Source organism: Marinomonas primoryensis (genome assembly GCF_013372285.1).
Lineage (GTDB): Bacteria > Pseudomonadota > Gammaproteobacteria > Pseudomonadales > Marinomonadaceae > Marinomonas > Marinomonas primoryensis.
In genome coordinates this window covers 175,611-199,589 of record NZ_CP054301.1, presented here as the reverse complement: position 1 = coordinate 199,589, position 23,979 = coordinate 175,611, and the positions used below count along the sequence as shown (strand labels likewise).

Sequence of the window (23,979 nt, the reverse complement as noted above, 5' to 3'; positions counted from 1 at the left end):
GAAGGAAGAGCACGCTAACGTGAAGGCTTAACCTGCCCATTTCACACAAACAAGTGACTAAGCGTGTTCTGTAGAGAATCAGCTTAGTCACTTGATATAACCGCATACCGTTTACACGCCCCACTCAATTTTCTTTCTCTTGTCAGAGATGAGTGCCTTCAACCTAGGAACACTTCTTGTTTCTACTGGTACTTTTTCTACCGGTACTTTTCTACGGTAAACTCTCACTGCTATTTTAGTCAGACGCTTTTAATTTCAGCTTGTGTCCAACTTGAACAATAGCATCAAGCGCTGGAATCAATTCTTGACCAAACGCCGTCAGCTCATATTCAACAGAAGGTGGTGAGGTTGGAAGGACATTTCTGTTTATGAGTCCACGCGCCTTTAATTCCGTCAATCGAGTAGACAATACTTTGGCTGAAATCGGTGGAATATCCACTCTCAGTTCATTAAAGCGCCTTGGTTCCATACGTAAACACCAAATAACGTTAGGAGCCCATGCGCCAGAAATGAGTGCCATACAGTCCGTCAGTGCACAGGGTTCTGGTGGAAGGGGACTTTTATTTTTTCGTAGTTTCAATGCCATAAAGGTAATCAAGTTACTGGAGAGAAACCTGATTTTATAGGTTACCTATAGTAACTAGCAATAGGTTAGATACTATATATCTACTTATTCATTAATCTATGGACACATTATGAAGCTTTATTACAAAACAGGCGCCTGCTCAATGGCGTCACACATCCTCCTAAACGAACTAAATTTGCCGTTTGAACTAGAAGAAGTGGATACCGATAAAGGCACGACCAGCCAAGGCATTCAATACAACACCATTAATCCAAACGGTTATGTTCCCGCACTAGGGTTTGATAATGGCGACGTACTCACTGAAAACATTGCGATACTTCAATATTTAGGCAATTTAAGCCCAGAACAGGCACTCATGCCTTCTAGCGATAGTTTTGAGCATACCCGTCTGCAAGAGCTTTTAGGTTACCTTGCTACTGAATTACATAAAGCCTATAGCCCATTTTTTTCAAATATTGCCTTGAACGCTGACACAAAAAAACGAACGGAAGAAAAAATAGCCAAACGTATTGAGTCCATTGAAACTCGCTTAAAGGATGGTCGCCACTTTTTGATGGGGCAACATTATACGGTTGCGGATGCCTACGCATTTGTGATTTTGAATTGGTCTAATTTTATTGGTTTATCACTTGAGCGTTGGCCCTATACCGATGCCTTCATGCAAAGAGTCTATAACCGCCCAGCAACCCAGAAAGCAATGCTCGCTGAAGGCCTCATTAAAAGTGAGGCACTCTAATGGACGCATTCTCTGACATTACAACGGTACTCAATCGCTATTTCGACACGCTCTATTACTGTGACCTTGATAAGTTCGATATGGTGTTTCATGAACGAGCGATCTATATCACAGCAGATGAATCACCCACTTTGTGTTATGAGATGGGTGAATACCGAAAAATCATTGCACAGAGAGAATCGCCTGCCTCCCGCCAAGAACCCAGAAAAGATTGTATTGATGGCATCGAATTGGCTGGTGAAAATACTGCCAGAGCCAGAGTGAGATGCGCCATTGGGTCGCGGGATTTTGTGGATTTCTTAACCCTAATCCGCGAGGGTGGTCAGTGGAAAATTATTGCAAAAGTCTTTCAAATCATAGAAAAATAGGAACGAAACATGCCCTACGTAAATATAAAAATCACCCGTGAAGGTGTTACACAAGATCAAAAATCCGCCCTAATCAAAGGCGTAACCGATTTATTAAAAGAGGTACTCGGCAAGTCACCAGCAACCACTTTTGTGGTCATCAATGAAGTCGATCTAGAAGACTGGGGAATAGGGGGTTTACCTGTAGAAGAGTATAGAAAAACGCTCGATAAACCCTAACAAAAGAGTTGTTTTAGCGAGACTCACCGAAGTATTGTACTGCGGTAAGCGTCTACTAAAAAAAGCGTAACCTCTAAAAAAGCGTAACCTCTAAAAAAGCATAACCACTAAAAAAGAGTCTCTACTAAAGTAGCGGCTCTTTTTTTTCAAACCAGCAATGCTTAAATGACAAATCATTGCGTGTGATGCCTTTTTTTGATGACGTAAATAAGCACTTTTTCATACTCGTCGTTAAAGACTTTTGCCAATAACGAATGCCAGCGGCGGCCGATGATTCGCTTAAGTGGTTGATGTCGATTCTTAAGTTAAGGAAAAGCAGCTTATTTAGATTAGAATGTTTGCTTAGACAAAAAACCAATAACAAAAAGCGGATTGATTCATCACAGAACAATAAGCGGAGTTGAAATGCCATTAAAGAAACTAGAAAAACTCTCGCAGGCAGCCAACACTTACAAAGCCATTTTGAATGCGATGGAAGAATGGGTCGTTATTGTCGACCATCAAGCAAAGATTTTTTTCATCAACCGACCTTATGCACGCTTTCTCGGTGTAAAGGCGGAGGATGTAAAGGGAAAAAAGGTCACCGACGTCATTGAAAACACTCGCATGCACATTACCGTGCAGACAGGCCAAGCGGAACGATTGTCTTTTCAGAAGATTTTAGGCAGCAACATGATCGCCAGCCGGTTTCCTATCGTCGATCAGGGCGAGGTCATTGGCGCGGTGGGCACAGTGATTTTTCATGATACTCATGAATGGAAACAAATTAATAGCCACATAAAAGCCCTTCTGGCCGAGCAAGATTTTCAATACCAAAAAAGCATCGCCTCCGACAAGGTCAACACGGGCGCTAACTTTCACCTAAATGACATCATCGGTGACAGTCAGGTAATGAAATCCTTGAGTGCAAAGGTTACGCAAGTGGCCTCTGGTGACGTAACAGTATTAATTCGTGGCGAATCTGGAACAGGGAAAGAGCTGTACGCCCACGCTATCCACCAGCTGTCTGATCGAGCGGAATTTCCATTTATTAAAGTCAATTGCGCCGCGATCCCAGAAAATTTGCTGGAAAGTGAATTGTTCGGCTATGAAGAAGGCGCGTTTACCGGTGCAAAAAAAGGCGGCAAGCCCGGTAAATTCCAATTAGCCAATGGCGGGACTTTGTTTCTCGACGAGATCGGCGACTTACCTTTGTTGATGCAAGCCAAACTGCTTCGTGTATTACAAGACCGAGAAGTCGAGTCCGTGGGCGGCATAGGGTCAACCCCGTTGAATATTCGCCTGATTACCGCAACACATCGTCCATTAGAAAGCTTAATAGAAAGCGGGGATTTCAGAGAAGATCTTTACTATCGTATCAACGTGGTGGCGATTGATCTTCCTCCACTGCGAGAACGCCGCGAAGACATCGCCAAACTCGCCGATTTTTTCCTACAAAAGCTGTCTAGAAGAACGGGGCGCCGCGCCCCTAAACTCACTGTGCAAGCACTGACTGCCATGCTGGCGTACAACTGGCCAGGCAATATCCGTGAGCTTGAGAATGTCATGGAAGCGGCGTTCTACACCAGTCACGATAGAAAAATTCCGCTTTCATTATTACCCACACAACTGTCTCACACCGAAAGCCTATCGCCGCAAAGCCATGCGCCTCTTGGTATCATGCCACCTGCTGGCAGCCTAAAAGATCAGCTCAATGCAGCAGAGAGAAACATCATCAAAATAGCCTTGATCGAATGTGGCGACAACCGAACAAAAGCCGCGAAGCAACTTGGTATCAGTAAATCTACTTTCTACGAAAAGCTCGATAAGCACGGAATAAGCTGATCATTCGGTTAGACACAATATGCAAAAAAATAGCAAGAAACACACTGCACCGTCCTAAAAATCGGACGGCGTCTTTTTTTTCGGACTACGGTTAGAGTGAAAGAGGTCTGTTTACTATAAAAACCGTCCAGTTTTTCGGAAAAATACTTCTTCCATTTTTATAAAAAAACAAAAAAATACGTTAACCATTTGAAAGTAATGAAGTTTATTTTTATGGCACTCTTCTTGATAAGGCCATAGGCAGCACCATAGTTGCCTATGGCGTACACGGGACAAGCAATGCTCTCTACGATTTGAAAGAACACACAATAAAAATAATAGGATTAAAAAAATGAAAAATGCTTTGATAACAGCAACTTGCTTAACCACATTAAGCTTCGCGATGCCTTCTTATGCAGACTTCGACAAAGTCCGCTGGCAAGTACCCATGGCGTTCTCTTCATCTTTAACGGCACTGGGTGACACCATGCCGGAAGTGTCAAAAATGCTCAGTGACATGAGTGGCAAAAAAGTCAAACTTCAAGTGTTCGAACCCGGTTCGTTAATCCCTGCCCTGAGTATTTTTGATAACGTCAGCTCAGGAAATGTTTCTGCGGGTTACTCTTGGATGGGCTACGAATGGGGACAAATCCCAGCGGCGGCACTGTTTGGCGCAACGCCATTTGGCCTTGAATCAAATGAATTTACCGCTTGGATGTATTATCACGACGGCGATAAAATGCTCAAAGAACTGTTCAAGCCTTACGATGTTTATCCTATTCTTTGTGGCACCATTAGCCCAGAAGCGGCTGGCTGGTTCCGAAAAGAAATCAAATCCGTTGATGATCTAAACGGTCTTAAATTCCGCGCAGCAGGTCTTGGCGGTGAAATCATGTCTGAATTCGGCATGTCGATCAATGTCTTCCCTGGGGGCGAACTGTATCAAGCCTTAGAAACCGGCGTTTTGGATGGCACTGAGTTCTCTATTCCTACGGTGGATGAGCAGCTTGGCTTTTATCAAGTGGCCAAACACTACTATCTTCCAGGCTGGCATCAGCCTTCGACTAACCAGTTCCTTTATATCAATATGGATGACTGGAATAAGCTCAACAAGCAAACGCAATCTTTGATCGAGAATACCTGTGTGGCCGCCAACACTCTGTCTATATCTAAATCAGAAGCGCTACAAGGCGGTGTATTGACTCGGTTTAAAGAAAAAGGCGTACAACTGCATCAGTATTCTCCTGAAATCTTGAGCGCCTTTGAAGAAGCAACAGACAAAGTCATGGCGCGTCATTCTGCTGAGAACCCTGAATTCAACAAAATCTACTCTTCTATGAAAGCCTTCCAGAAAGAGCACAGCACTTGGAAAAAATTCGGCTACTTACCACGTGATTGGGGTACGAAATAACTCTATTTGAACTCTGTTAAGTGAGTCGGCACCTTATGGTGCCGACGTTTTTCACTGGGTGTATAAACCATCCGGAATCAAAGGGGAAAGACATGTCCGATCCATCAACTGAATTGAATTTAGCTGAAATCGAGGCGAAATTATCGCATTCCAATATTGCCGAGCTACCTCATACCAAGGTGTCACACTGTCTCGAATCTTTTATTGAAAAAATGGGCCAATGCATTTCTTGGATATGGTTAGCCTTAATGCTCCTAATCGTGGGCAATGCCCTAATGCGCTACTTTTTCAATACGACGTTTGTGGCGTTAGAGGAACTGCAATGGCACTTGTACGCCGTTGGTTTCATGCTCGGTCTGTCCTACTGTTTTATTCACGATGGTCATGTTCGCGTCGATGCGCTGGCTGAGCATTGGCCTATGAAACGAAGAGTGTGGGTTGAAATCGTTGGGATCAGCCTTTTATTATTGCCCTTTTGTTTTGTGATGTTTAGCTATGCCCTTCCCTTTGTTGAGCGGTCTTACCGACTAAACGAGGTATCGCCATCTTTTGATGGTCTGCCAATGCGTTGGATTCTCAAGTCATTCATTTTGATCGCACTGGCTTTGTTGATCATGGCGGCCACTTCTCGCTGGCTTCGCTGTGTCGCTTTCCTTCGAGGCGTATCTACTCATAACCGCCATTCAAAAGGCTAATTTTCAGGGGAAGTTTGTGTTCGAAGCATATGAACTCTTAGTTATAGCCATGCTTGGCTGTTTTATTTTATTGATTTTTTCTGGCTTTCCAGTTGCTTGGATTCTCGCAGGGTTGGCGATTGTCTTCAGTGTCATTGGTGTTTTAACGTCTCAATATCTGGATTGGGACACCTATTACATGAATGATTGGCGCATTTACGGCACCATCGTCCAAAGGATTTATGCCCAAATGAGCAATTGGGTGCTCGTCGCCCTGCCTATGTTTATTTTCATGGGACTCATGCTGGAACGTTCCGGTGTCGCTGAACGTTTGATGGTGAACTTTGTTAATTTGTTTGGTCGATTCCGAGGCGGGCTTGGAGTGGCCGTCATTTTAATCGGTATCTTGTTTGCGGCGTCAACGGGCATCGTTGGTGCGTCAGTGGTGTTGCTGGCCATGTTGTCTATGCCAGTGATGTTAGAGCAAAAATATTCACCTTCCTTCGCCAGTGGTATTGTTGCTTCGTCGGGAACCTTGGGGATTTTGATTCCGCCTAGCATCATGTTGATCATCATGGCGGATCAACTGTCTCTCTCCGTCGGTAACTTATTTATGGGGGCGCTCATTCCGGGGTTATTACTCGGCGCCTTGTACATTGTCTATGTCATCCTTTCCGCCATATTTAACCCATCAGTCTGCCAACCTCCACAGAATTTACCTCCCGTTACCATGGGATTAATCTGGTCTGCGCTAAAAGCTGTTTTTCCGCCTCTCGCTCTTATTCTTTCGGTTTTGGGCTCTATTTTTATGGGAATTGTGTCGCCAACCGAAGCCGCTGGCGTTGGGGCATTAGGCGCGACGATATTGGCTATTTTGAACAAACGCTTCAACATGAAAATGCTGGCCGAAGTCTGTCGTAAAACCACGATCACGACCTCCTTTGTATTCGGAATATTCTTAGGCGCAACGGCCTTTGCGGTGGTATTAAGAACACTTGGTGGCGATGAGTTCATCAGCGATTTATTGCAAAGCATCCCCTTGTCACCCGCAGGCATCATCGTGGTCATCCTTTTGATCGCTTTTGTCGCTGGCTTTTTCTTAGATTGGCTGGAAATCAGTTTGATCCTACTGCCGCTTGTCGGACCCGTCGTTGTCGCATTAGATTTCAATTTGGTGTGGTTTGTAGTGTTGTTTGCTTTGGCACTACAAACCTCTTTTTTAACGCCTCCTGTCGGCTTCTCTCTTTTCTACCTCAAAGGTGTCGCCCCCCCTGGCGTGACCACGCTACACATATACAAAGGCGTCATTCCATTCGTCCTTTTGCAGTTGTTGGCGGTACTTTTGGTCTTCTTATTTCCAGACCTCGTCCTTTGGTTACCAGAAGTAATTTACGGTTAGCCGCTTGCTTTCCAGTTTGGAGAATGAAAAATGAACAATAAAACAGTCTTAATTACGGGAGCGGCCAGTGGCATAGGGTTAGAGATTGCTCATGCATTTCTCAAATCCAATATGAGTGTCGCTATTTTAGATTTCAGTCAAAGCGCAATCGAAGAGGCTAAAAATCAGCTGTCTGAATTTAATCAACACTGTGCTTTTTTTGCCTGTGATGTCACCAACGAAACGCAGTTTATGGGCGCCATAGATTCCGCCATTGAGCAATTTGGCCACATCGACATTCTGATCAATAATGCTGGTGTTCAATATATTGCGCCCATTGAAGAATTTCCTTCAGAAACGTACCGTCGGTTAATCGACATTATGCTGATTGCGCCCTTTTTGGCGATCAAAAAAATTCTGCCGCTAATGAAAGAAAAAGGCGATGGACGAATCATTAATATGGCGTCAATTAATGGTTTAATCGGTTTTGCAGGGAAAGCAGGCTATAACTCCGCCAAACATGGCGTAATTGGTCTCACGAAGGTCGCAGCACTTGAAGCGGCGCCTTTTGGTGTGACCATCAATGCGCTGTGTCCCGGCTATGTGGACACGCCCTTGGTAAGAAATCAGCTGGAAGACTTAGCCAAAACGCGCAATGTGTCTCTCGACCATGTGCTGGAAGAAGTCATTTGGCCACTGGTACCGCAACGGCGCTTACTCACAGTAGATGAGATTTCGGACTACTGTTTGTTTCTCACCAGCCCTTCAGCAAGAGGCGTGACCGGACAAGCCATCGTCATTGATGGAGGATATACCGCTCAGTAAAGACGGACGACATCGTCCTCAAGTACGTTTCAGAAAAAATGACCTTAATGTTTCTTTAAGGTCATTTTTTTGTGTCATATTGACGCTAGAACAAAAAATCTAACAATAATTACACCTGCCCTCTATAATAAAAATCTAAAATTTACGTCATTAGGAATACATCACTATGAGTCATCTTCATACTGGATCTTGCCTGTGCGGCGCGGTTAAATTTGAATTAGAGGGCGAATTTAAAAAGTTTTTCCTTTGTCATTGTAGTCGTTGTCGAAAAACATCAGGCTCGGCCCATTGCGCGAGTTTATTCGCGCCGGGCGCTGCATTACGCTGGTTAAGCGGAGAAGAAAAACTCAGTTTTTATCGACTAGAAGATACAAACTTTGCTCGTACTTTTTGCTCGGTTTGTGGGTCAAATATACCTACTGATGCAAAGTCACGAGGCTTAGTCGTTGTTCCTGCCGGCTGCTTAGACACAGATGTCGACATAACACCCCAAGCGCATATATTTATGGACAGCAAAGGCAACTGGGATCAGCGCTTAGTCGATGTTCCAGCGTTCGACGGTATGCCAAGCTAAAAGACTTTCAATCCATCCAGCACCCATGACAAACGAGCGCCATTATTGAACGCGTTTGTCATGGGGTGTTTTATATCAAAAACGAGAACCACTCAAAGCTGACTTAATCGCTGTGCTGCGTCTAATAAGGTGCTTTCTTCTTTGGCGAAGCACAAACGAATAACCCGCTGGTTTTCAGGCGGATGCTGATAAAACACACTAATGGGAATCGCCGCGACGCCCACTTCATCAATCAGCCATTCGCAAAATGCCACATCATCCAAATCACTAATGTCGCTGTAATCTAACAATTGAAAATACGTGCCTTCACAAGGCAACAGGGTGAAGCGGCTGTCGGCCAACGCATTTCTTAGCACGTCCCGTTTTCGCTGATAAAACGCCGCTAATGCCGTACTTTCCTCAGGTAATTCACGTAGGTGCTCTGCCAAGGCTTGTTGCAAAGGCGTTGCCGTACAGAAGGTCACAAATTGATGCACCTTACGAAGCTCTGCCGTTAACGCCGGTGGGGCAACGACATAGCCGACTTTCCAGCCAGTAAGGTGAAAACTTTTCCCGAACGATGAGACAACAAAACTCCGTGTTGCAAGCTCAGCGTGTTTGTGAACGCTTACTATAGACTTTCCGAAATAAATAAACTCATACACTTCGTCGGACAACACATAAATGTCACGACTCTCTATCGCTTGCCATAAGCAATCCAAATCTTGCTGAGTCCAGCAACTGCCTGTTGGGTTATGTGGCGTGTTGATCAAGACCAAACGCGTTTGATCGGTCAGTAATTTTTCAAACGCGTGCCAATCTGGGCGAAAGTCCGGTGCAAACAAGGTCACTCGTTTACAAACGCCCCCTGCGAGCGTCACGGCCGGTTCATACAAATCGTAAGCGGGGTCGAACAAGATCACTTCATCGCCTTGATGGATGATCGCAGCAATGGCATCAAAAATGGCTTCTGATGCGCCGCTGGTAATAGTAATTTCATCCAGCGCACTGACCTTGCGGTCATAGTGACGTTCAATTAAACCCGCCACCGTGTCTCTTAATAATGGCAACCCTGTCATGGGCGAATACTGATTGTTACCCGTTAACAACGCTTGTGACGCGCGCTGTAATAATCTCGCATCCGGCGGAAAATCGGGAAACCCTTGCGACAAATTGATCGCACCTTTTTCCGCCGCTAACGCCGACATTCTAGTAAAAATGGTGGTGCCGACAGACGGCAGTTTTGAAACAACATGAGAAGCAATGGTCACGTTAGATTTACCTTAAAAAGAAATGATTACCGCCAAGTTAAAAGACTTCTACTTCAAACGTCAATGGGCTTTTTTTTGAAAAATATACAGCCAAATGAATGCCATTCAAAACGCACAAAAAAAAACGCCAAGGCAAAGGCCTTGGCGTTTTTAAGCCGTCGGTTTTCTATGACAGATTACGCGGTCATAAATGGGTAGTCTGTGTACCCTTCTGCGCCTGACGTGTAAAAAGTGTCGGAGTTTGGTAGGTTCAACTCTGCACCTTCTTTAACTCGCTCAACGAAATCAGGATTCGCAAGGATGCCTGTACCAAATGCCACGCTGTCCGCTTGACCATCCGCAATAACTTGGTTCGCTTCTTCAGGGCTGTAACCCATGTTAACCATTAAGTGGCCTTTGTAAGCACCACGGGCCACACTCACCACATCCGCTTTTTGTAAGCCAAAGAAGTCGGCGCGCATCAAATGCACATACGCCAAATCAAAGCGATTTAGTTGCTCAGATAAGAAGTGAGTCCACGCGATAGGATCGCTGTCTTTCATGCTTTGGAAGCTGTTCAAAGGTGAAAGGCGTAACCCCACTCGGCCGCTACCAAACACACCGGTTACGGCTTCAATCACTTCGAATAGGAAACGTGTGCGGTTTTCCAACGAGCCGCCGTATTCGTCTGTACGCTGGTTCGCGCTGTCACGTAAGAACTGATCGATCAAGTAACCATTCGCGCCGTGAATTTCTACACCATCAAAGCCCGCTTCTTTGGCGTTGATCGCGCCTTGTCGGAAATCGTTCACAATTGCTTTGATTTCACTTACGGTCAACTCACGAGGCACGGTATACGGTTTTTTACCTTCCGGCGTATGCGTTTCACCTTCGATTGCAAGTGCGCTTGACGAGACGGCGTCTTTACCGCCATTCAGTAACGGGTGCGCAGCGCGACCACCATGCCAAATTTGCATAAAAATACGACCACCGGCTTTATGAACCGCGTCTGTCGTTAGTTTCCAGCCTTCAATTTGCTCTTGCGAATAAATGCCTGGATCATCTCCAAAAGACGAGGTGCCTTCAGTTACCATAGTACATTCAGTAATTACCAAACCAGTACTAGCACGTTGAGAGTAATACTCTGCCATCAAAGCGTTTGGTAGGTGCCCAGGAGCGCGTGTGCGCGTTAATGGCGCCATTACAAAACGGTTTGGCAGTTCTAAATCGCCTAATTTAACAGGGCTAAATAGTGTTGTTGCTGTGTTAGTCATTATGAACTCCAGAATAAGTTTCAATCTTGATATCAAAGATAAACACTACATATGGCAGTAATTCAAAAAAACAATCTCGTGCACTTTCTTTACTGAATAGTCGCTCAATTAATAACCTTTTCAGTGCTTGCAGACCCACTTTGCAAGGACTATATTGCGAGCACCAAGACGGTGTTCTTATCGTCTTTTCTTTGACCCTATTAAACGCTTTTGCGTGAGGGATTTCACCACGATGGTATCTGATTCCACTAAACCAACACCCTTTGGCACCTTGTTAGGCATAGCGCCAGGCAACGTCCCTGTTTACTCGTCTGATTATGATTCTGCCGATGACAACGAGTTACCCAATCGTCATGCTTACCGCAGTTATGTGGACGGCGTTTTCATGGGTTACAAATGGCAATGTGTTGAGTTTGCTCGTCGTTGGTTGTATCTCAATAAAGGCTACATCTTTGATGACGTCGCCATGGCGTACGATATTTTCCGCCTGACGTCCGCTCGACTGATTGTCGACGAAAGCCGCTTACCGCTGAAATCGTTTCGCAATGGATCCTTGCGTCATCCAGAAGTTGGCTCCTTGTTAATTTGGAGCGAAGGCGGCGAATTTGAAGTCACCGGCCATGTCGCCATTATCACCAAAGTCATGCCGGATCGCCTGCATTTGATTGAACAAAACGTCGGTCACCACGTTTGGTCTGAAGGGCAAGACTATTCCCGCGAACTAGAAGCACGAATCAGCGACGATGGCGGCTACTGGTTACGCTGCTCCTATGGTGACGCTTCTATTTTAGGTTGGGTCATTCAAACCGACGATGACCAGCATGCAGAAAATATTGAGCCTGACGATCCAACACTTTTCGATCTACAACTACGCCATGTGCCGGACAAGGGTCAAGCCACACGCGCTTGGTTAAATATCGCCAATCCAGCGGAAGAAGCCTTTGTCGATATGATGGGTGGACACAAACTCGCCAGCCGAGTCGAAGACGACCACAAATACATGGTCATGACCGAGACCGCTGAACGGGAACTGAAACGCGCGACGAACGAATTGCACGCTTTGTTTATGCACGCGACAGACTACGTATTACAAAACGATGAACTGTTATCTAGCTTTAACATTCCACCGGCGTTATGGCCGAAGATTCATCAATCTTGGGACAATCGTCGTAATCAAATGATCACTGGAAGGTTCGATTTCAGCGTATCCGCACAAGGTATCAAGGTTTACGAGTACAACTGTGACTCGGCTTCTTGCTATATGGAAGCGGGGATTATCCAAGAGAAATGGGCCAAGCATTATGGCGGCAATGAAGGAGATGGTTCAGCTACGGAACTGATCGACGAATTGATTGAAGCGTGGAAAAACAGCGACGTGAAAGGCGTGATTCACATCATGCAAGACACCGACCTTGAAGAAAACTATCACGCTCTTTTCATGAAACGCACCATGGAAAAAGCCGGATTAAATTGTAAAGTGATCAAAGGTGTCGCCAACTTACGTTGGGACGAAGAGGGTGATGTGGTCGATGCCGATGGCGTCAAAATTCGCTGGGTATGGAAGACTTGGGCATGGGAAACCGCGTTAGATCAGATTCGTGCTGAATGTGACGACGATGAACAACGCCTACGGGATTATCAGACTGATACGCCGCGCAGTACAGCACCACGCTTAGTGGATGTGTTATTGCGCAAAGACGTGATGGTATATGAACCACTTTGGACACTTATTCCGAGCAATAAAGCGATTTTACCCGTTTTATGGATGCTTTTCCCTGATCATCCTTATTTATTGGAATCGTCTTTTGAACTAAGCGACTCTCTTAAAACCAACGGATATGTGAGTAAACCTATTGCTGGCCGTTGTGGCTTTAACATCAGTTTATTCGATGGTGAAGACGCTTTGATGGAAGAAACAGCGGGTCGTTTTTCCCATCAGGACCAAATCTTTCAAGCACTTTGGAAACTGCCCGACATTGAAGGCTACCGCTCACAAGTCTGTACTTTTTCCGTGGCTGGACACTATGCTGGCAGCTGTTTGCGCGTTGATCCAACATTGGTCATCACCAAAGACAGCGACTTAATGACCTTACGCGTTATTGAATAATAACTACATGCCTAATAGGTATGTAGGACAAAGGTAGAAAGGGCACATAAAGAAAGAACAATATCGCCAGAAAAGGGAATAACCAGCGGTATTGCTCTTACCTTTAACTATGTATTAGAACGAATAGTTAAAACGAACACGTGCCGCGGTTGTTTTATCATTGGCGCCAGTGGCAACTTTATCCGCGGTGGAGTAGGAGCCTGCTAATGTAACTGTCGCATTTTCAATGTCTAATACTGGCATTGTGTAAGCAACATACGTCGTTAGCAAGGACGGATCATTGCCTGTTTTGTTATCAACATTCGATCCAATCACACCCAAACCAAAATTCCCATAGGTCATGTTTGCCGCAAAAGAAGATACCTTCTGATCGGTATTATCATCGTCCATGAAAGCAGCAGAAAGATTAACGTTCGCAGCGGCAACATCAAAATTTGCCGTTAAAGCATAACCGGATTGACTAACATCGCCACCCGCCGTTAAGTCGTACTTAACGCTTTCAAAACCAGCCGTGAACGTTGCAGTATCCGTGATAAACGTAACAGATGGGCGAACACCTGAGATAGCGGCTGTATCATCACCCGCTGTATCATCATCACCAAAAATAGTATCAATTTCGAATTTTACGTTTTCACTCGCATTGAAATGGAAAGCAATTTGTCCACCATCATCACCAGCACGGCCACGTACTTTATTCGCTTGATAAACATCAACATTAGCAACGTGTTCGACCATGGTGTCTTTACCAAGCGGAAATAGATTCACTCCTTCAAAACGACCAAGCTGGACATCCCAAGCATTATTGCCCAGCTGGATAAAAGCATCGTCAACGGTTGCTTCACCATCCGTATTTAGCAGAACAGTTCCTTTACCTGCGAAGAAGTTATCACCTGCAGTATGTTTACTGTATGCATTCAACTCAACACGACCATTTTGGTCATACGTCGTATCGCCTTCCGCCTTAGAAATAGCATCGGTATTTAACTCGAAATTAGCATCAAAAGAAGGGGCGGCATGAGCAGCACTGACAGACAAGATACTGCTAATAATAGCAGTATGTAGAATAGATTTTTTCATGATTATCAGACCTAAATGTATGTTGTTTTTATAATAAATAGAGCTTGTCAAAAACATATGTTTTCAAAAACAATGATACATTTTGGTAACTTTATTACAACGAAACGCAGTTGATAATTATTCTTATTTTTTACTTAATTCCTAAAAATAAAAACGATACACCTTAATTGATTGTTAAATAACAATAAAAATACGAATCTGATTAGATGATAAAAAACAATAAGAAAAAAATAAGAATATAATTTTCAACCTTCTCTTTATTTGGTTATTTAATTACATAAATATATGTCAGTAAATCCGAGCTAGATAGAAAGAGTGGCACAATAATTCATGCTCTGAATGAAGGTGTATTGCCACCTTAGTCTCGCCCTTTAAACACCTCGACTTGTGCCATCTCAAAGACTCATGCAGACTGTCGCGCATCGACAATAAACCACAACTTAGGTCTGCCCTATGAAATGCCCTCATTGCGAAGCAAAACTGCCGTTCTCAACCGTTAAAAAAAGCCTGCGCCGAGCGCAAGTTTGTCGAAATTGTGCGGAAGGCTTTACACTCACCATTAGCATTAGTCGTATGTTTTTACTTTTACTTCCCGTGGCTTTCAGCTTATTCATGATCAGACCGATTAGCCTTCACTGGGGAATCGATCCCACTTTTTTCTCAGCCTTAATCGTCGTGCTGTATGGGCTATCGTGTTTAACCATACGAAAGCGGTCACTTTGATAGGTTACGCCATACAATGGCACAGCCTTCACCTTTTACTTCATCATACAAAGTAAATAATAAGGCCGACCTCTTTTATGCAATGCTACACTAGCGCCATTATTCAGCGCCTTTTATAACCAGCGAGATACCCATGAATTTTACCTCTTTAGGACTTCTTAAAGAAATCACCGATGTCATAGATGAATTAGGCTATGCAATTCCCACCCCCATTCAGCAAGCTGCCATTCCTGCCGTACTCGCACAGAAAGATGTCATGGCTGGCGCCCAAACAGGGACGGGGAAAACGGCGGCGTTTGCCTTGCCTCTTCTACACAAAATACTACAAGCTAAAAGTACAAATGATGCCCCTCGAATCCAGGTTCTTGTGTTGACGCCCACTCGTGAGCTTGCACAACAAGTCCATGCTAGCTTTGTAAAATACAGTAAGAATCTCCCCATAAAGTCCGTTGTCGTTTATGGCGGTGCGAGCATTAATGTACAACTTGATGCACTAAGAAATGGTTGTGATGTATTGGTCGCAACACCGGGGCGATTGCTTGAATTGGTCATGAAAAAACTAATTGATTTAAGCGCCGTGCAAACCTTGGTGTTAGATGAAGCCGACCGAATGCTCGACATGGGCTTCATTATCGATATTCAAAGAATACTGAAGACCCTCCCTTATAAGCGGCAAACGTTGTTCTTTTCCGCCACCTTTAATGACGATATTTTTGCACTCAGTAAAGTCTTATTAAAAGACCCTCAACTCATTGAGGTCGACAATCGTAATACAACGGCAACTCAAGTTGAGCAAACCATTTATGCCGTTGATAAAGATCGAAAAAGCGCGCTTTTATCGTATTTAATTGGCTCAAAAAATTGGCAGCAAGTACTTATATTTACTCGTACTAAACAAGGTGCAGATGAATTAGCAAAAGAAATGCAGAAAGACGGGGTAGCGACCCAATCTATTCACGGTGATAAATCTCAAGGGGCACGCGATCGTGTCTTAGCGGACTTTAAGGCTGGCAAAGTGCGAGCACTAGTGGCAACCGATGTCGCAGCACGAGGCATCGACATTGAACAGCTACTATATGTAGTGAATCACGAACTACCTTATAACGCAGAAGATTACATTCATCGAATAGGCAGAACAGGACGCGCTGGCGCAACGGGGCTTGCTATTTCCTTAGTCTCTGAAAAAGAGCGCTATTTACTCACCGATATCGAAAAGCTCGTCGGTGAGCAATTTGTTCCCCAGTGGTTGCCAGGATTCGAACCTGATTTAAATAAAGTAGATAGCCCTAGCAAAAAGCGTGAGCCGTCTAAAAAAGAACAAAGAGCAAAAGCGCTTGGCTTACATTCTTCAAAAGATAAAAAGCCAAAGAAAAAGCGCCGTTAGACCATTCATATCCAAACCACCCTGAATGTAGACTTAGCACGGCTACGGATAGTACTTCTGTAGCCGTTTCTTATTAAACAACCCTCTATTATCCCCACACCATAAAATACCAATCGAATCTGATCATCTCACTCTTGCCTACTTCTCGTTTGGTTTTGCTAAAACCCTCCGACTGTCGCTTCACATTATCAAAAAACACAAAGCAATCCTGTTTTACTCATCACTCTATCCCCCTCGATCAGTCTATTTCTCTATTTAATGCCCCTGCCAGACTACGGCATGAAAAAAATACGGGGAAACACATCAATTTCATCTAAACCCACCCCCTCTTATAACCTTTTATTTAAAAACCACACTCGATCGTCACCAAGAGTGAAAAACACCTATTTTCCGATAAAAACGGCAGCTTTATTTCAAATAAAATCAATAAATCAACTGTAAAATTATTGTCAATTTACACAAATACACGTAGTATTTACGGAACACTCTACACCGTAGTTTTTAGCTTAATGGAATATTTATATACCAAAAGGTAATAAGAAATGATGAAAAGCAACGCCGAATTTCTGGACGCCGCATCCGAAAGAGAATGTGCTTTTTATGTGGATTATTTACTGAAAAATATAAGAAGCGCTTCGCTAAAAAACTTACGTGGTAACTCGCCAACAGAACGCGTAAATAAACTGAATGAAGAGTTAGACAATCTCATTAAGAAAAACCGGGCTCCTCAGAATTTTTCAACTCAGATGCGCTCTGCTTTTAAATCCACTCAACTTCCTTCCAGTTATTTTCGATGGCTAGATAAAAAAGACGAACGATTGTGCAACTGGGCTTGGTGTTATCTAAAAGGCAAAACCAAGAAAACAGAAACCGACCTAGAAAAAGACGTCATTAAAGACAGCGAGCTGCTGTTACTGGCAGAAAAAGCCTTTACTATAGAAAGAGAAAACGCGGCAGACAGACAAAGCGATGTTCTTACCGCTTTTTATGATGGTGAAGCGGACGCTCAACAACAACAAGACATCCTTGATCATCTTAAAAGTAAATGGCAGGACATACGTACAAATGAAGGCATAACGCATTGGTTCGAAGAAAATAACCCTTCCCAATGGGCTTGGGCCTGGTCTTACCTCCAAAACATCACGCAACGACCGCTAGAACCCGCTTGGATACCAAGCAACGATTCAGAAAAAAAAGCAGCGGTTATTGCTACTATCGATTTATCTGATAACGTAGACCGTAAAGCACTCGTCATTGATAAAATGAAGAAGGCATGGAGTCAGAAAAAATTTCGAGAAAAATCGAGTGGTAAAAAGCCTTACAGCATCAGTATGACGCTAAATACAAAGCAAAAGCTAAATGCATTGGCAGAGGAAAAAGGTATGAAAATCAATGATATGGTTGAATATCTAGTCAAAAATGAATATAAAAAACGTAATTTCAATGAATAGCCCTAATGATGAAAGGGTAAAAATGATTTCGCCTCACCAGAAATATAGTCTAATTTCTATTTCTGGTAGTTTCATTTGTCATCTAATCACTGTATAACGAGCCGCATGAAAATCCCTAAAAGAATACAACCCCTCATCGAAGATGGCTTAATAGACGAAGTCCTTCGACAATTAATGAGCGGAAAAGAAGCGACTGTCTATGTAGTACGCTGTGGATCAGAAATCCGCTGCGCGAAAGTCTATAAAGAAGCCGGTAAACGCAGTTTCAAGCAAGCTGTGCAATACAGAGAAGGTCGAAAAGTTCGCAATAGCCGACGCTCACGAGCAATGGAAAAAGGCTCTAAGTTTGGTCGAGACGAGCAAGAGAACCTTTGGCAAAATGCAGAAGTGGATGCGCTATATCGTTTAGCCGCTGCCGGTGTTCGTGCACCTACGCCTTACGGTTGCTTTGATGGCGTCTTGCTAATGGAGCTTGTCACTGACGACAGTGGCGAAGTTGCACCTCGCCTGAATGATGTCGTGCTTAGTGAAGAACAAGCCAAACGAGATCATGACACCATAATCAAAGACATTGTACGCATGCTGTGCGCTGGCTTAATTCATGGTGATTTATCTGAATTCAACGTACTGGTTGATTCCCATGGCCCTGTCATCATTGACTTACCTCAAGCCGTTGATGCTGCCGCCAATAACAATGCGGAATGGATGTTAGAGCGCGATATCAATAATATGCGTAACTATTATGGTATGTCTGCGCCCGAATTACTTGAAACGAAATACGCCAAAGAAATTTGGTCATTGTTTGAAGCTGGCAAGCTAACGACAGAAACCGTACTAACTGGTTTATTTGATGAACCAACCGAAGAAGCCGATGTAGACTCTGTCCTAACGGAAATTAAAGAAGCGTTTGAAGAAGAACAAGAACGCTTGGCTCGAATCAACACGGCAAATGACGACGAAGATTAGTGTTAAAATCCTTCGCGACTGCGTTCTGATTTTAAATAAAATAGATACAGATTTTCCGCATTAACCTAAGAGAGCAACAGCCATGGCTTTTGCTCTCTTAGCTGCCTCTAGGTCACCCGCAACATAGGCTTGTGAAATCGCCCCTTCTTTTAATACACTGACGCTTTGTGCCAAGTCCGATGGCACCAACGCTGACGAACAACCAACCAGATTAGCTTGAATAAAAGACGTAATATTCTGTTTATGCTTTTGGCACAAATCATTCACTGTATGGTTAGAAAACTCACCATTTGCCTTCACAAAAAAGCAGCCTTTAAAAGGCAGCAAAACATCCACCCGGTCATGAAACCAATCATCAAGAGCATCAAATAACGCCAAAATCGCCGATTTACCCTCTCCTGCTGCCATCATTCTTGATGTAAGCCAATCCATAAAGACCTGATCTCTATAAATAAGCACCGCTTCAACCAAAGCATCTTTGCTACCAAAGTGACGATAGAGCGTTTTTTTTGCCACACCTGTTTCTGCCAAAATGGCATTAACGCCCACAGCGTGAATGCCATGCTCGTAAAAAAGTTTAAACGCCGTATGTATCAATAAATCAGGTTTAGACATTGCTTTCCCCTCTTGCCGTAAAAGAATATTGACATAGGTGCACAGACTTGTCTACCATCAAGGAGACAGATCGGTATACCTCATTACACACTCAAATAAAGGACTTACTCATGCGATTACATAAGTTTAATGTACTTTATCGCTCTCGAATTTTTGCTATTTTTTTGGCGGGCATGGGGGCGACAGTCTGCATTTTCATCATGGCACAAGGTGCACAAATAGCACCTTCATACCTTGGAATCATGGCGCCTTTTGGCGCAACCATGGTTATTCTGTTTGCATTACCCAAAAGCCCATTAGCGCAACCTAAAAACATCCTCGGAGGCCACCTACTGACAACGGCCATTGGCCTAATCACTTTGTATTATTGGGAAGTGACGCCCATCAGCATCGCTATCAGCGTTGGGTTAGGCGTTTCTTTGATGATGCTAACAAACACTCTGCACCCTCCAGCAGGGGCGAACCCAATCTTAGTACTGTCACTCAACGTATCGTGGGACTTTTTATTCACGCCAGTTTTGTCAGGGTGTTTGCTCATTGTACTATTTGGATGGTTTTATCATAATTGGATTTCACGCATAGGTTACCCACTCAGATTAAAACCTTAAAAACGTGAAGGCGGTGAATACTTTCTGTTATTGCTCATGACTATTCGTGTTTTTTCTATGTGGGTCTTTTTTAACCAGCTATTTAATGTATAATTTCGCTCCGTATTTGGTCAACTGGTCGAATACGGAGTAAAACTTAATCGAAAACAGACGGTTCGTTTCAACAATCGAACACCTATATTTGGGTTCCCTCACCCCAATCAAACGAAAAAGGTCACAATATGAGTACGTTCACTACAGAGCAACAAGCTAAGGCTTTGCTTTATCTTGCGATGTTTCACCTGCTAATCATTGCTTCGAGCAATTACCTAGTACAAATTCCCTTTACTATTTTAGGGTTTCATACCACTTGGGGTGCGTTTACCTTCCCTTTTATCTTTTTAGCAACCGACTTAACCGTACGAATTTTCGGTGCGTCATTAGCACGTAAAATCATTTTTTTAGTGATGATTCCCTCGTTAATCGTATCGTACGTTTTGTCTGTTCTGTTCGCTCAAGGGGCATTTCAGGGAATTGAGACCTTGTCCTCATTCAATGGGTTTGTAGGACGAATTGCGATAGCCAGTCTTTTGGCGTATTTACTTGGTCAGGTACTTGATATTCAAGTATTTAATCGTCTTCGCCAACTTAAAAAATGGTGGATTGCACCGGCGGCATCCACGTTATTTGGTAATGGTTTAGACACCCTGGCGTTCTTTGGCATCGCCTTCTACCAGAGCCCAGACCCTTTCATGGCACAGCATTGGCAAGAGATTGCACTGGCGGATTTTGCGTTTAAGTTAATTATCAGTCTTGGTTTATTCATTCCAATGTACGGCATATTGCTTAATTATCTAGCGAAAAAGATAACGACGATTCAGCCAGACTTTACATTGGTTGGCGCTAGGCCATAAAACTATCCCCAAAGATCGCCAAATCGATCTCGATGACTCAAATACAGTCGTAGGTCGAACTCTAATTGATGGTAATCAGGCTCCATATAACAACAAAGCTTATAAAAAGCTTTGTTGTGTTCTTTTTCACGTAAGTGAGCCAACTCGTGTACCAATATCATTTTTAGTAACGGTTCTGGTGTATTTCGGAACAAGGACGCGATACGGATCTCATGCTTTGCTTTCAGTTTATTACCTTGCATACGAGACACATAGGTATGCAAACCAAGCGCATTGTTGATAACGTGAATTTTATCGTCATAGATAACTTTGCTGATGGGAGAAGAGCTGCGCATAAAATGATTTTTTAGCTCTATTGCATAATCATAGAGTGGGCGAGTGCCACTTAGTTCATGAGCTTTAGGGTATTTTTTAAGTAACAGCTCACCGGTTTTTTCAGCGTCTAACAACGCTTCTACTTGACGTTGAATTTGCTCACTATAGCCCCTCAAATAACCACTAGATTGGTTTTTTGGGCGAGTGGCAGATGGTGTCTTGGGCATAAAAGGCAATATCCTGAAAGGCGATAAACAACGTTAAAAATCAGGTTAAAACATCGACTCCATGCCGTTTTATAGCGTCAATCACTAACCTCACTTCTCACCGAATATTATACCGTACTTTCTAGTATTCACCGCGTTACAACTCTCACCGTTTCCAACCAATAAATCCTTGCATGAGGGGAAATCAAAAAAATAAATAGAAGTGGCTTTGTTAGTATATGAAGCTACGCAGTGCGTGAATCGCTTCAATCCTCTAAAAGATACACACAATTTCGCCCTAACGCCTTGGATCTATACAAGGCTTTATCTGCTTTATTTAAGAATTCATCGACCGAACAACGACCGCCTTGTTTAAACGCCACGCCCAACGACACTGTAATATGAATCTTTTCGTTATCTGGGCTGAACAAGCTGCAATTTTCAATGTTTGCACGCAGCCTCTCAGCGATCAGTAAGGCTTCTTTTTTCCCTGTAAGTGGCAATAAAATAGCGAACTCTTCCCCTCCAATTCGGGCGATTAGATCTTCTTTCCGCAAGATAGACAGGCTCGTTTCTGCAAGTTTTTGTAGCGCTAAATCACCCGATTTATGACCATAATCATCGTTTACTTGTTTAAAATGGTCCACATCCATCATCATAATCGCTAAAGATAAATGCGCTTCCTTCGATTGATTAAGAATAGTTTCACATTGTTCAAAAAATTGTCTCCGGTTTGCCAGTCCGGTTAAATGATCGAAGTGCGCTCTTCGCTCAAGCTCTTCCTGCACCCTAAAGTTCTCAATGGCAATACTCGCCAAATTACTCGCGAAGTTAATAAGTTCGAAGTCTTTATCTGTCGGAGAAGAAGGGAAACGCTTATAAATAGCAAAGGTGCCTAGTAAGTCGCCTTTAGAAGACATAATAGGGTCTGACCAGCAAGCCGCAACATCTGCTTCACGAGCAAGCTGAGTGAAGTTTTTCCAATATCGATGCGTATGAATGTTGTCAACAATAACACGCTCACCTAAGTGAGCCGCGGTACCGCAAGAGCCAACATTAGCACCAATTTTAATGCCATCAATCGCGTTATTATAAAAATCTGGGAGATCCGGCGCAGCGCCGAGTTTTAAACATTGATTGGCTTTATCAAATAATAAAACACTGCATAATGAGAAGGGGCTTTCTTGTTGAACCTGTTTCACAATAACATTAAGAATATCTTTTAATGCAGAGCTCTTTGCGACCATCTCGAGCATTTCACTGCGAGCACGCAGTCTTTTTTCAGCAATGCAATAATCAGTAACATCACTGAAGTACCAAAGCCGCTTATCTCCCACTAATGAAAAAGTCACGCTGACTTGCTTGAGCGAACGATCTTTGCAATGCAGCATTGTCTTTAATGCATGCGCGACATCGCTTTCTTGGCATTCCTTGATCCAAGGCTCTATGACGTCTTGATAGTATTGAGGTTTTGATGACACACTCGAATACCAACTTTCAATATTGGGTATATCGTCCAAGGTATAACCGAAAAGGTCGCGAAAAGCCTTGTTTACGTATTCAATACGGCCGGAAGAAACACTAGACCAACCAACGGCAACAGGGGTGGTGTTTAGAACATCTTCTAACCGAATGTCATCCTTTGAGTTTATATCCATACAAATATCCACTAAAGAGCATTCTTATATAATATTTAGGGTCAACAGACATAGACACGCGAGAGCCCGAAACAAAACAAGATAACGCCCAATATTTTTTGTATGATTTTTGTACAGCGCTTTTTATTTACCTAATTAAGCACATGATCCAAATCCAGCCACAACTGTGAGCTCGCTGCCCACACTGGATTCCCATTCAATAACCCATCATTTTCAAGAAAGTTAGGCACTCGACCTCCCGCCTCTTCAATCAGTAACAGACCCGCTAGAGCATCCCAACTATTGAGATGAGATTCGAAATAGCCATGCACCAACCCTGAAGCAACATGAGCCAGCATTAAAGCGCCAGCGCCAAAACGTCGATGCTCGACATTGTTCGTATCCAACACCGCAAGAAGATCAAAATACGCCTGCAATGGCCGACGATTAGAGCGCCCGACGCCAATAATCGCTTGCCCCTTTTCAGGCTCTTGGATCGTGAGTGAAGCACCATTTAGATACGCGCCTTTACCACGCTGCGCAAAGAAAAATTCGTCTCTGTCCGGTGCGTAAACAAAGCCAAGTTGAATAACGTCATTAATCACGTAAGCGACGGAAATACACCAATAGTCCATGCCTTGAAGGTAGTTTGTTGTACCGTCGATTGGATCGATCACCCAAACGCCACTTTTCTTGGTATCCGTTCCTAGCACCAAACCACTTTCTTCTCCTAAAAAACCATCCTCAGGAAACAAGGCATGGATCACCTCTTTTAGCTCGTTTTCTACACTCACGTCTGCTTCAGAAACGAAATCTTGTCGTCCTTTGACCGTGACCGACAATCCAGACTGGCGAATAACCTGAGCACGCTTTCCAGCTTTCTTAATTGCCGATTCTAAAATTTGGTATTCATGTTCCAT

General features: G+C 43.6%; 23 protein-coding genes. 15 read left to right on the top strand and 8 right to left on the bottom strand.

Annotated elements, in window-relative coordinates; translation table 11 throughout:
• Nucleotides 1-235: 235 nt before the first annotated feature.
• On the bottom strand, nt 236-520 hold the full coding sequence (locus tag MP3633_RS00885; protein WP_204359663.1) for a winged helix-turn-helix transcriptional regulator: 285 nt from the start codon (nt 518-520) through the stop codon (nt 236-238).
• Nucleotides 521-695: 175 nt separating this feature from the next.
• On the opposite strand from MP3633_RS00885, the gene MP3633_RS00880 reads away from it, so the two are divergent.
• The 9 genes from MP3633_RS00880 (at nt 696) to MP3633_RS00840 (ending at nt 8,574) form a co-directional block, all read left to right on the top strand.
• A complete protein-coding gene (locus MP3633_RS00880) occupies nt 696-1,322 on the top strand; it encodes a glutathione binding-like protein (protein ID WP_176334090.1) in 627 nt (208 codons plus the stop codon).
• Complete coding sequence (locus MP3633_RS00875; protein WP_176334089.1) at nt 1,322-1,690, top strand: nuclear transport factor 2 family protein; 369 nt, start codon at nt 1,322-1,324, stop codon at nt 1,688-1,690. The genes MP3633_RS00880 and MP3633_RS00875 overlap by 1 nt, the downstream gene beginning before the upstream one ends.
• Before the next feature lie 9 nt (nt 1,691-1,699).
• The gene (locus MP3633_RS00870; protein ID WP_112135720.1) at nt 1,700-1,909 is read left to right on the top strand and encodes a tautomerase family protein; all 210 of its coding nucleotides are present in this window, start codon (nt 1,700-1,702) and stop codon (nt 1,907-1,909) included.
• Nucleotides 1,910-2,314: 405 nt separating this feature from the next.
• Entirely contained in the window at nt 2,315-3,733 is a 1,419-nt protein-coding gene (locus MP3633_RS00865) for a sigma-54 interaction domain-containing protein (RefSeq protein ID WP_176334088.1), read from the top strand.
• Nucleotides 3,734-4,064: 331 nt separating this feature from the next.
• The gene (locus tag MP3633_RS00860) at nt 4,065-5,123 is read left to right on the top strand and encodes a TRAP transporter substrate-binding protein (RefSeq protein ID WP_176334087.1); all 1,059 of its coding nucleotides are present in this window, start codon (nt 4,065-4,067) and stop codon (nt 5,121-5,123) included.
• A gap of 92 nt (nt 5,124-5,215) precedes the next feature.
• Nucleotides 5,216-5,818, top strand: a complete 603-nt coding sequence (locus tag MP3633_RS00855; RefSeq protein WP_112135728.1) for a TRAP transporter small permease subunit — start codon at nt 5,216-5,218, stop codon at nt 5,816-5,818.
• A 16-nt stretch (nt 5,819-5,834) separates the two neighbouring features.
• A complete protein-coding gene (locus MP3633_RS00850) occupies nt 5,835-7,196 on the top strand; it encodes a TRAP transporter large permease (protein ID WP_112135730.1) in 1,362 nt (453 codons plus the stop codon).
• Between the two features lie 30 nt (nt 7,197-7,226).
• Nucleotides 7,227-8,000 (top strand): 3-hydroxybutyrate dehydrogenase, encoded by a 774-nt coding sequence (locus MP3633_RS00845; protein WP_176334086.1) that lies wholly within the window; start codon nt 7,227-7,229, stop codon nt 7,998-8,000.
• A gap of 166 nt (nt 8,001-8,166) precedes the next feature.
• The gene (locus MP3633_RS00840; RefSeq protein ID WP_176334085.1) at nt 8,167-8,574 is read left to right on the top strand and encodes a GFA family protein; all 408 of its coding nucleotides are present in this window, start codon (nt 8,167-8,169) and stop codon (nt 8,572-8,574) included.
• Nucleotides 8,575-8,666: 92 nt separating this feature from the next.
• On the opposite strand, the gene MP3633_RS00835 is transcribed toward MP3633_RS00840, so the two are convergent.
• Nucleotides 8,667-9,824 (bottom strand): methionine aminotransferase, encoded by a 1,158-nt coding sequence (locus tag MP3633_RS00835; protein WP_176334084.1) that lies wholly within the window; start codon nt 9,822-9,824, stop codon nt 8,667-8,669.
• Between the two features lie 176 nt (nt 9,825-10,000).
• Nucleotides 10,001-11,077 carry an alkene reductase gene (locus MP3633_RS00830; RefSeq protein ID WP_176334083.1) on the bottom strand — a complete coding sequence of 359 codons (1,077 nt, stop codon included), beginning with the start codon at nt 11,075-11,077 and terminating at the stop codon, nt 10,001-10,003.
• Nucleotides 11,078-11,309: 232 nt separating this feature from the next.
• Between MP3633_RS00830 and gss the strand changes: the two genes are divergently transcribed.
• Nucleotides 11,310-13,184: a bifunctional glutathionylspermidine amidase/synthase gene (gene gss, locus MP3633_RS00825; RefSeq protein ID WP_176334082.1), complete on the top strand. Its 1,875-nt coding sequence runs from the start codon at nt 11,310-11,312 to the stop codon at nt 13,182-13,184.
• 114 nt (nt 13,185-13,298) lie between these two features.
• Here the strand turns inward: gss and MP3633_RS00820 are convergent, their stop codons facing one another.
• Nucleotides 13,299-14,261 carry a carbohydrate porin gene (locus MP3633_RS00820; protein ID WP_176334081.1) on the bottom strand — a complete coding sequence of 321 codons (963 nt, stop codon included), beginning with the start codon at nt 14,259-14,261 and terminating at the stop codon, nt 13,299-13,301.
• Nucleotides 14,262-15,117: 856 nt separating this feature from the next.
• Between MP3633_RS00820 and MP3633_RS00815 the strand changes: the two genes are divergently transcribed.
• From MP3633_RS00815 to MP3633_RS00805, 3 genes are all read left to right on the top strand, one after another.
• Nucleotides 15,118-16,368: a DEAD/DEAH box helicase gene (locus MP3633_RS00815; RefSeq protein ID WP_176334080.1), complete on the top strand. Its 1,251-nt coding sequence runs from the start codon at nt 15,118-15,120 to the stop codon at nt 16,366-16,368.
• Nucleotides 16,369-16,910: 542 nt separating this feature from the next.
• Nucleotides 16,911-17,819: a hypothetical protein gene (locus tag MP3633_RS00810; protein WP_176334079.1), complete on the top strand. Its 909-nt coding sequence runs from the start codon at nt 16,911-16,913 to the stop codon at nt 17,817-17,819.
• A 105-nt stretch (nt 17,820-17,924) separates the two neighbouring features.
• Nucleotides 17,925-18,785, top strand: coding sequence for a PA4780 family RIO1-like protein kinase (locus MP3633_RS00805; RefSeq protein WP_176334078.1), 861 nt, complete (start codon nt 17,925-17,927; stop codon nt 18,783-18,785).
• A 60-nt stretch (nt 18,786-18,845) separates the two neighbouring features.
• Here the strand turns inward: MP3633_RS00805 and MP3633_RS00800 are convergent, their stop codons facing one another.
• A complete protein-coding gene (locus tag MP3633_RS00800; RefSeq protein WP_176334077.1) occupies nt 18,846-19,400 on the bottom strand; it encodes a TetR/AcrR family transcriptional regulator in 555 nt (184 codons plus the stop codon).
• Between the two features lie 110 nt (nt 19,401-19,510).
• Here MP3633_RS00800 and MP3633_RS00795 point away from each other — a divergent pair, with 110 nt between their 5' ends.
• Entirely contained in the window at nt 19,511-20,008 is a 498-nt protein-coding gene (locus MP3633_RS00795; RefSeq protein WP_176334076.1) for an HPP family protein, read from the top strand.
• 221 nt (nt 20,009-20,229) lie between these two features.
• Nucleotides 20,230-20,901 (top strand): 7-cyano-7-deazaguanine/7-aminomethyl-7-deazaguanine transporter, encoded by a 672-nt coding sequence (locus MP3633_RS00790; protein ID WP_176334075.1) that lies wholly within the window; start codon nt 20,230-20,232, stop codon nt 20,899-20,901.
• Between the two features lie 2 nt (nt 20,902-20,903).
• Here MP3633_RS00790 and MP3633_RS00785 read toward each other — a convergent pair whose 3' ends face one another.
• The 3 genes from MP3633_RS00785 to MP3633_RS00775 all read right to left on the bottom strand — a co-directional run bounded on the left by MP3633_RS00785 (nt 20,904) and on the right by MP3633_RS00775 (nt 23,979).
• A complete protein-coding gene (locus MP3633_RS00785) occupies nt 20,904-21,443 on the bottom strand; it encodes a YgjP-like metallopeptidase domain-containing protein (protein ID WP_112135752.1) in 540 nt (179 codons plus the stop codon).
• Between the two features lie 245 nt (nt 21,444-21,688).
• Nucleotides 21,689-23,080: a sensor domain-containing diguanylate cyclase gene (locus MP3633_RS00780; RefSeq protein WP_176334074.1), complete on the bottom strand. Its 1,392-nt coding sequence runs from the start codon at nt 23,078-23,080 to the stop codon at nt 21,689-21,691.
• A 131-nt stretch (nt 23,081-23,211) separates the two neighbouring features.
• Nucleotides 23,212-23,979: an inositol monophosphatase family protein gene (locus tag MP3633_RS00775; protein WP_176334073.1), complete on the bottom strand. Its 768-nt coding sequence runs from the start codon at nt 23,977-23,979 to the stop codon at nt 23,212-23,214.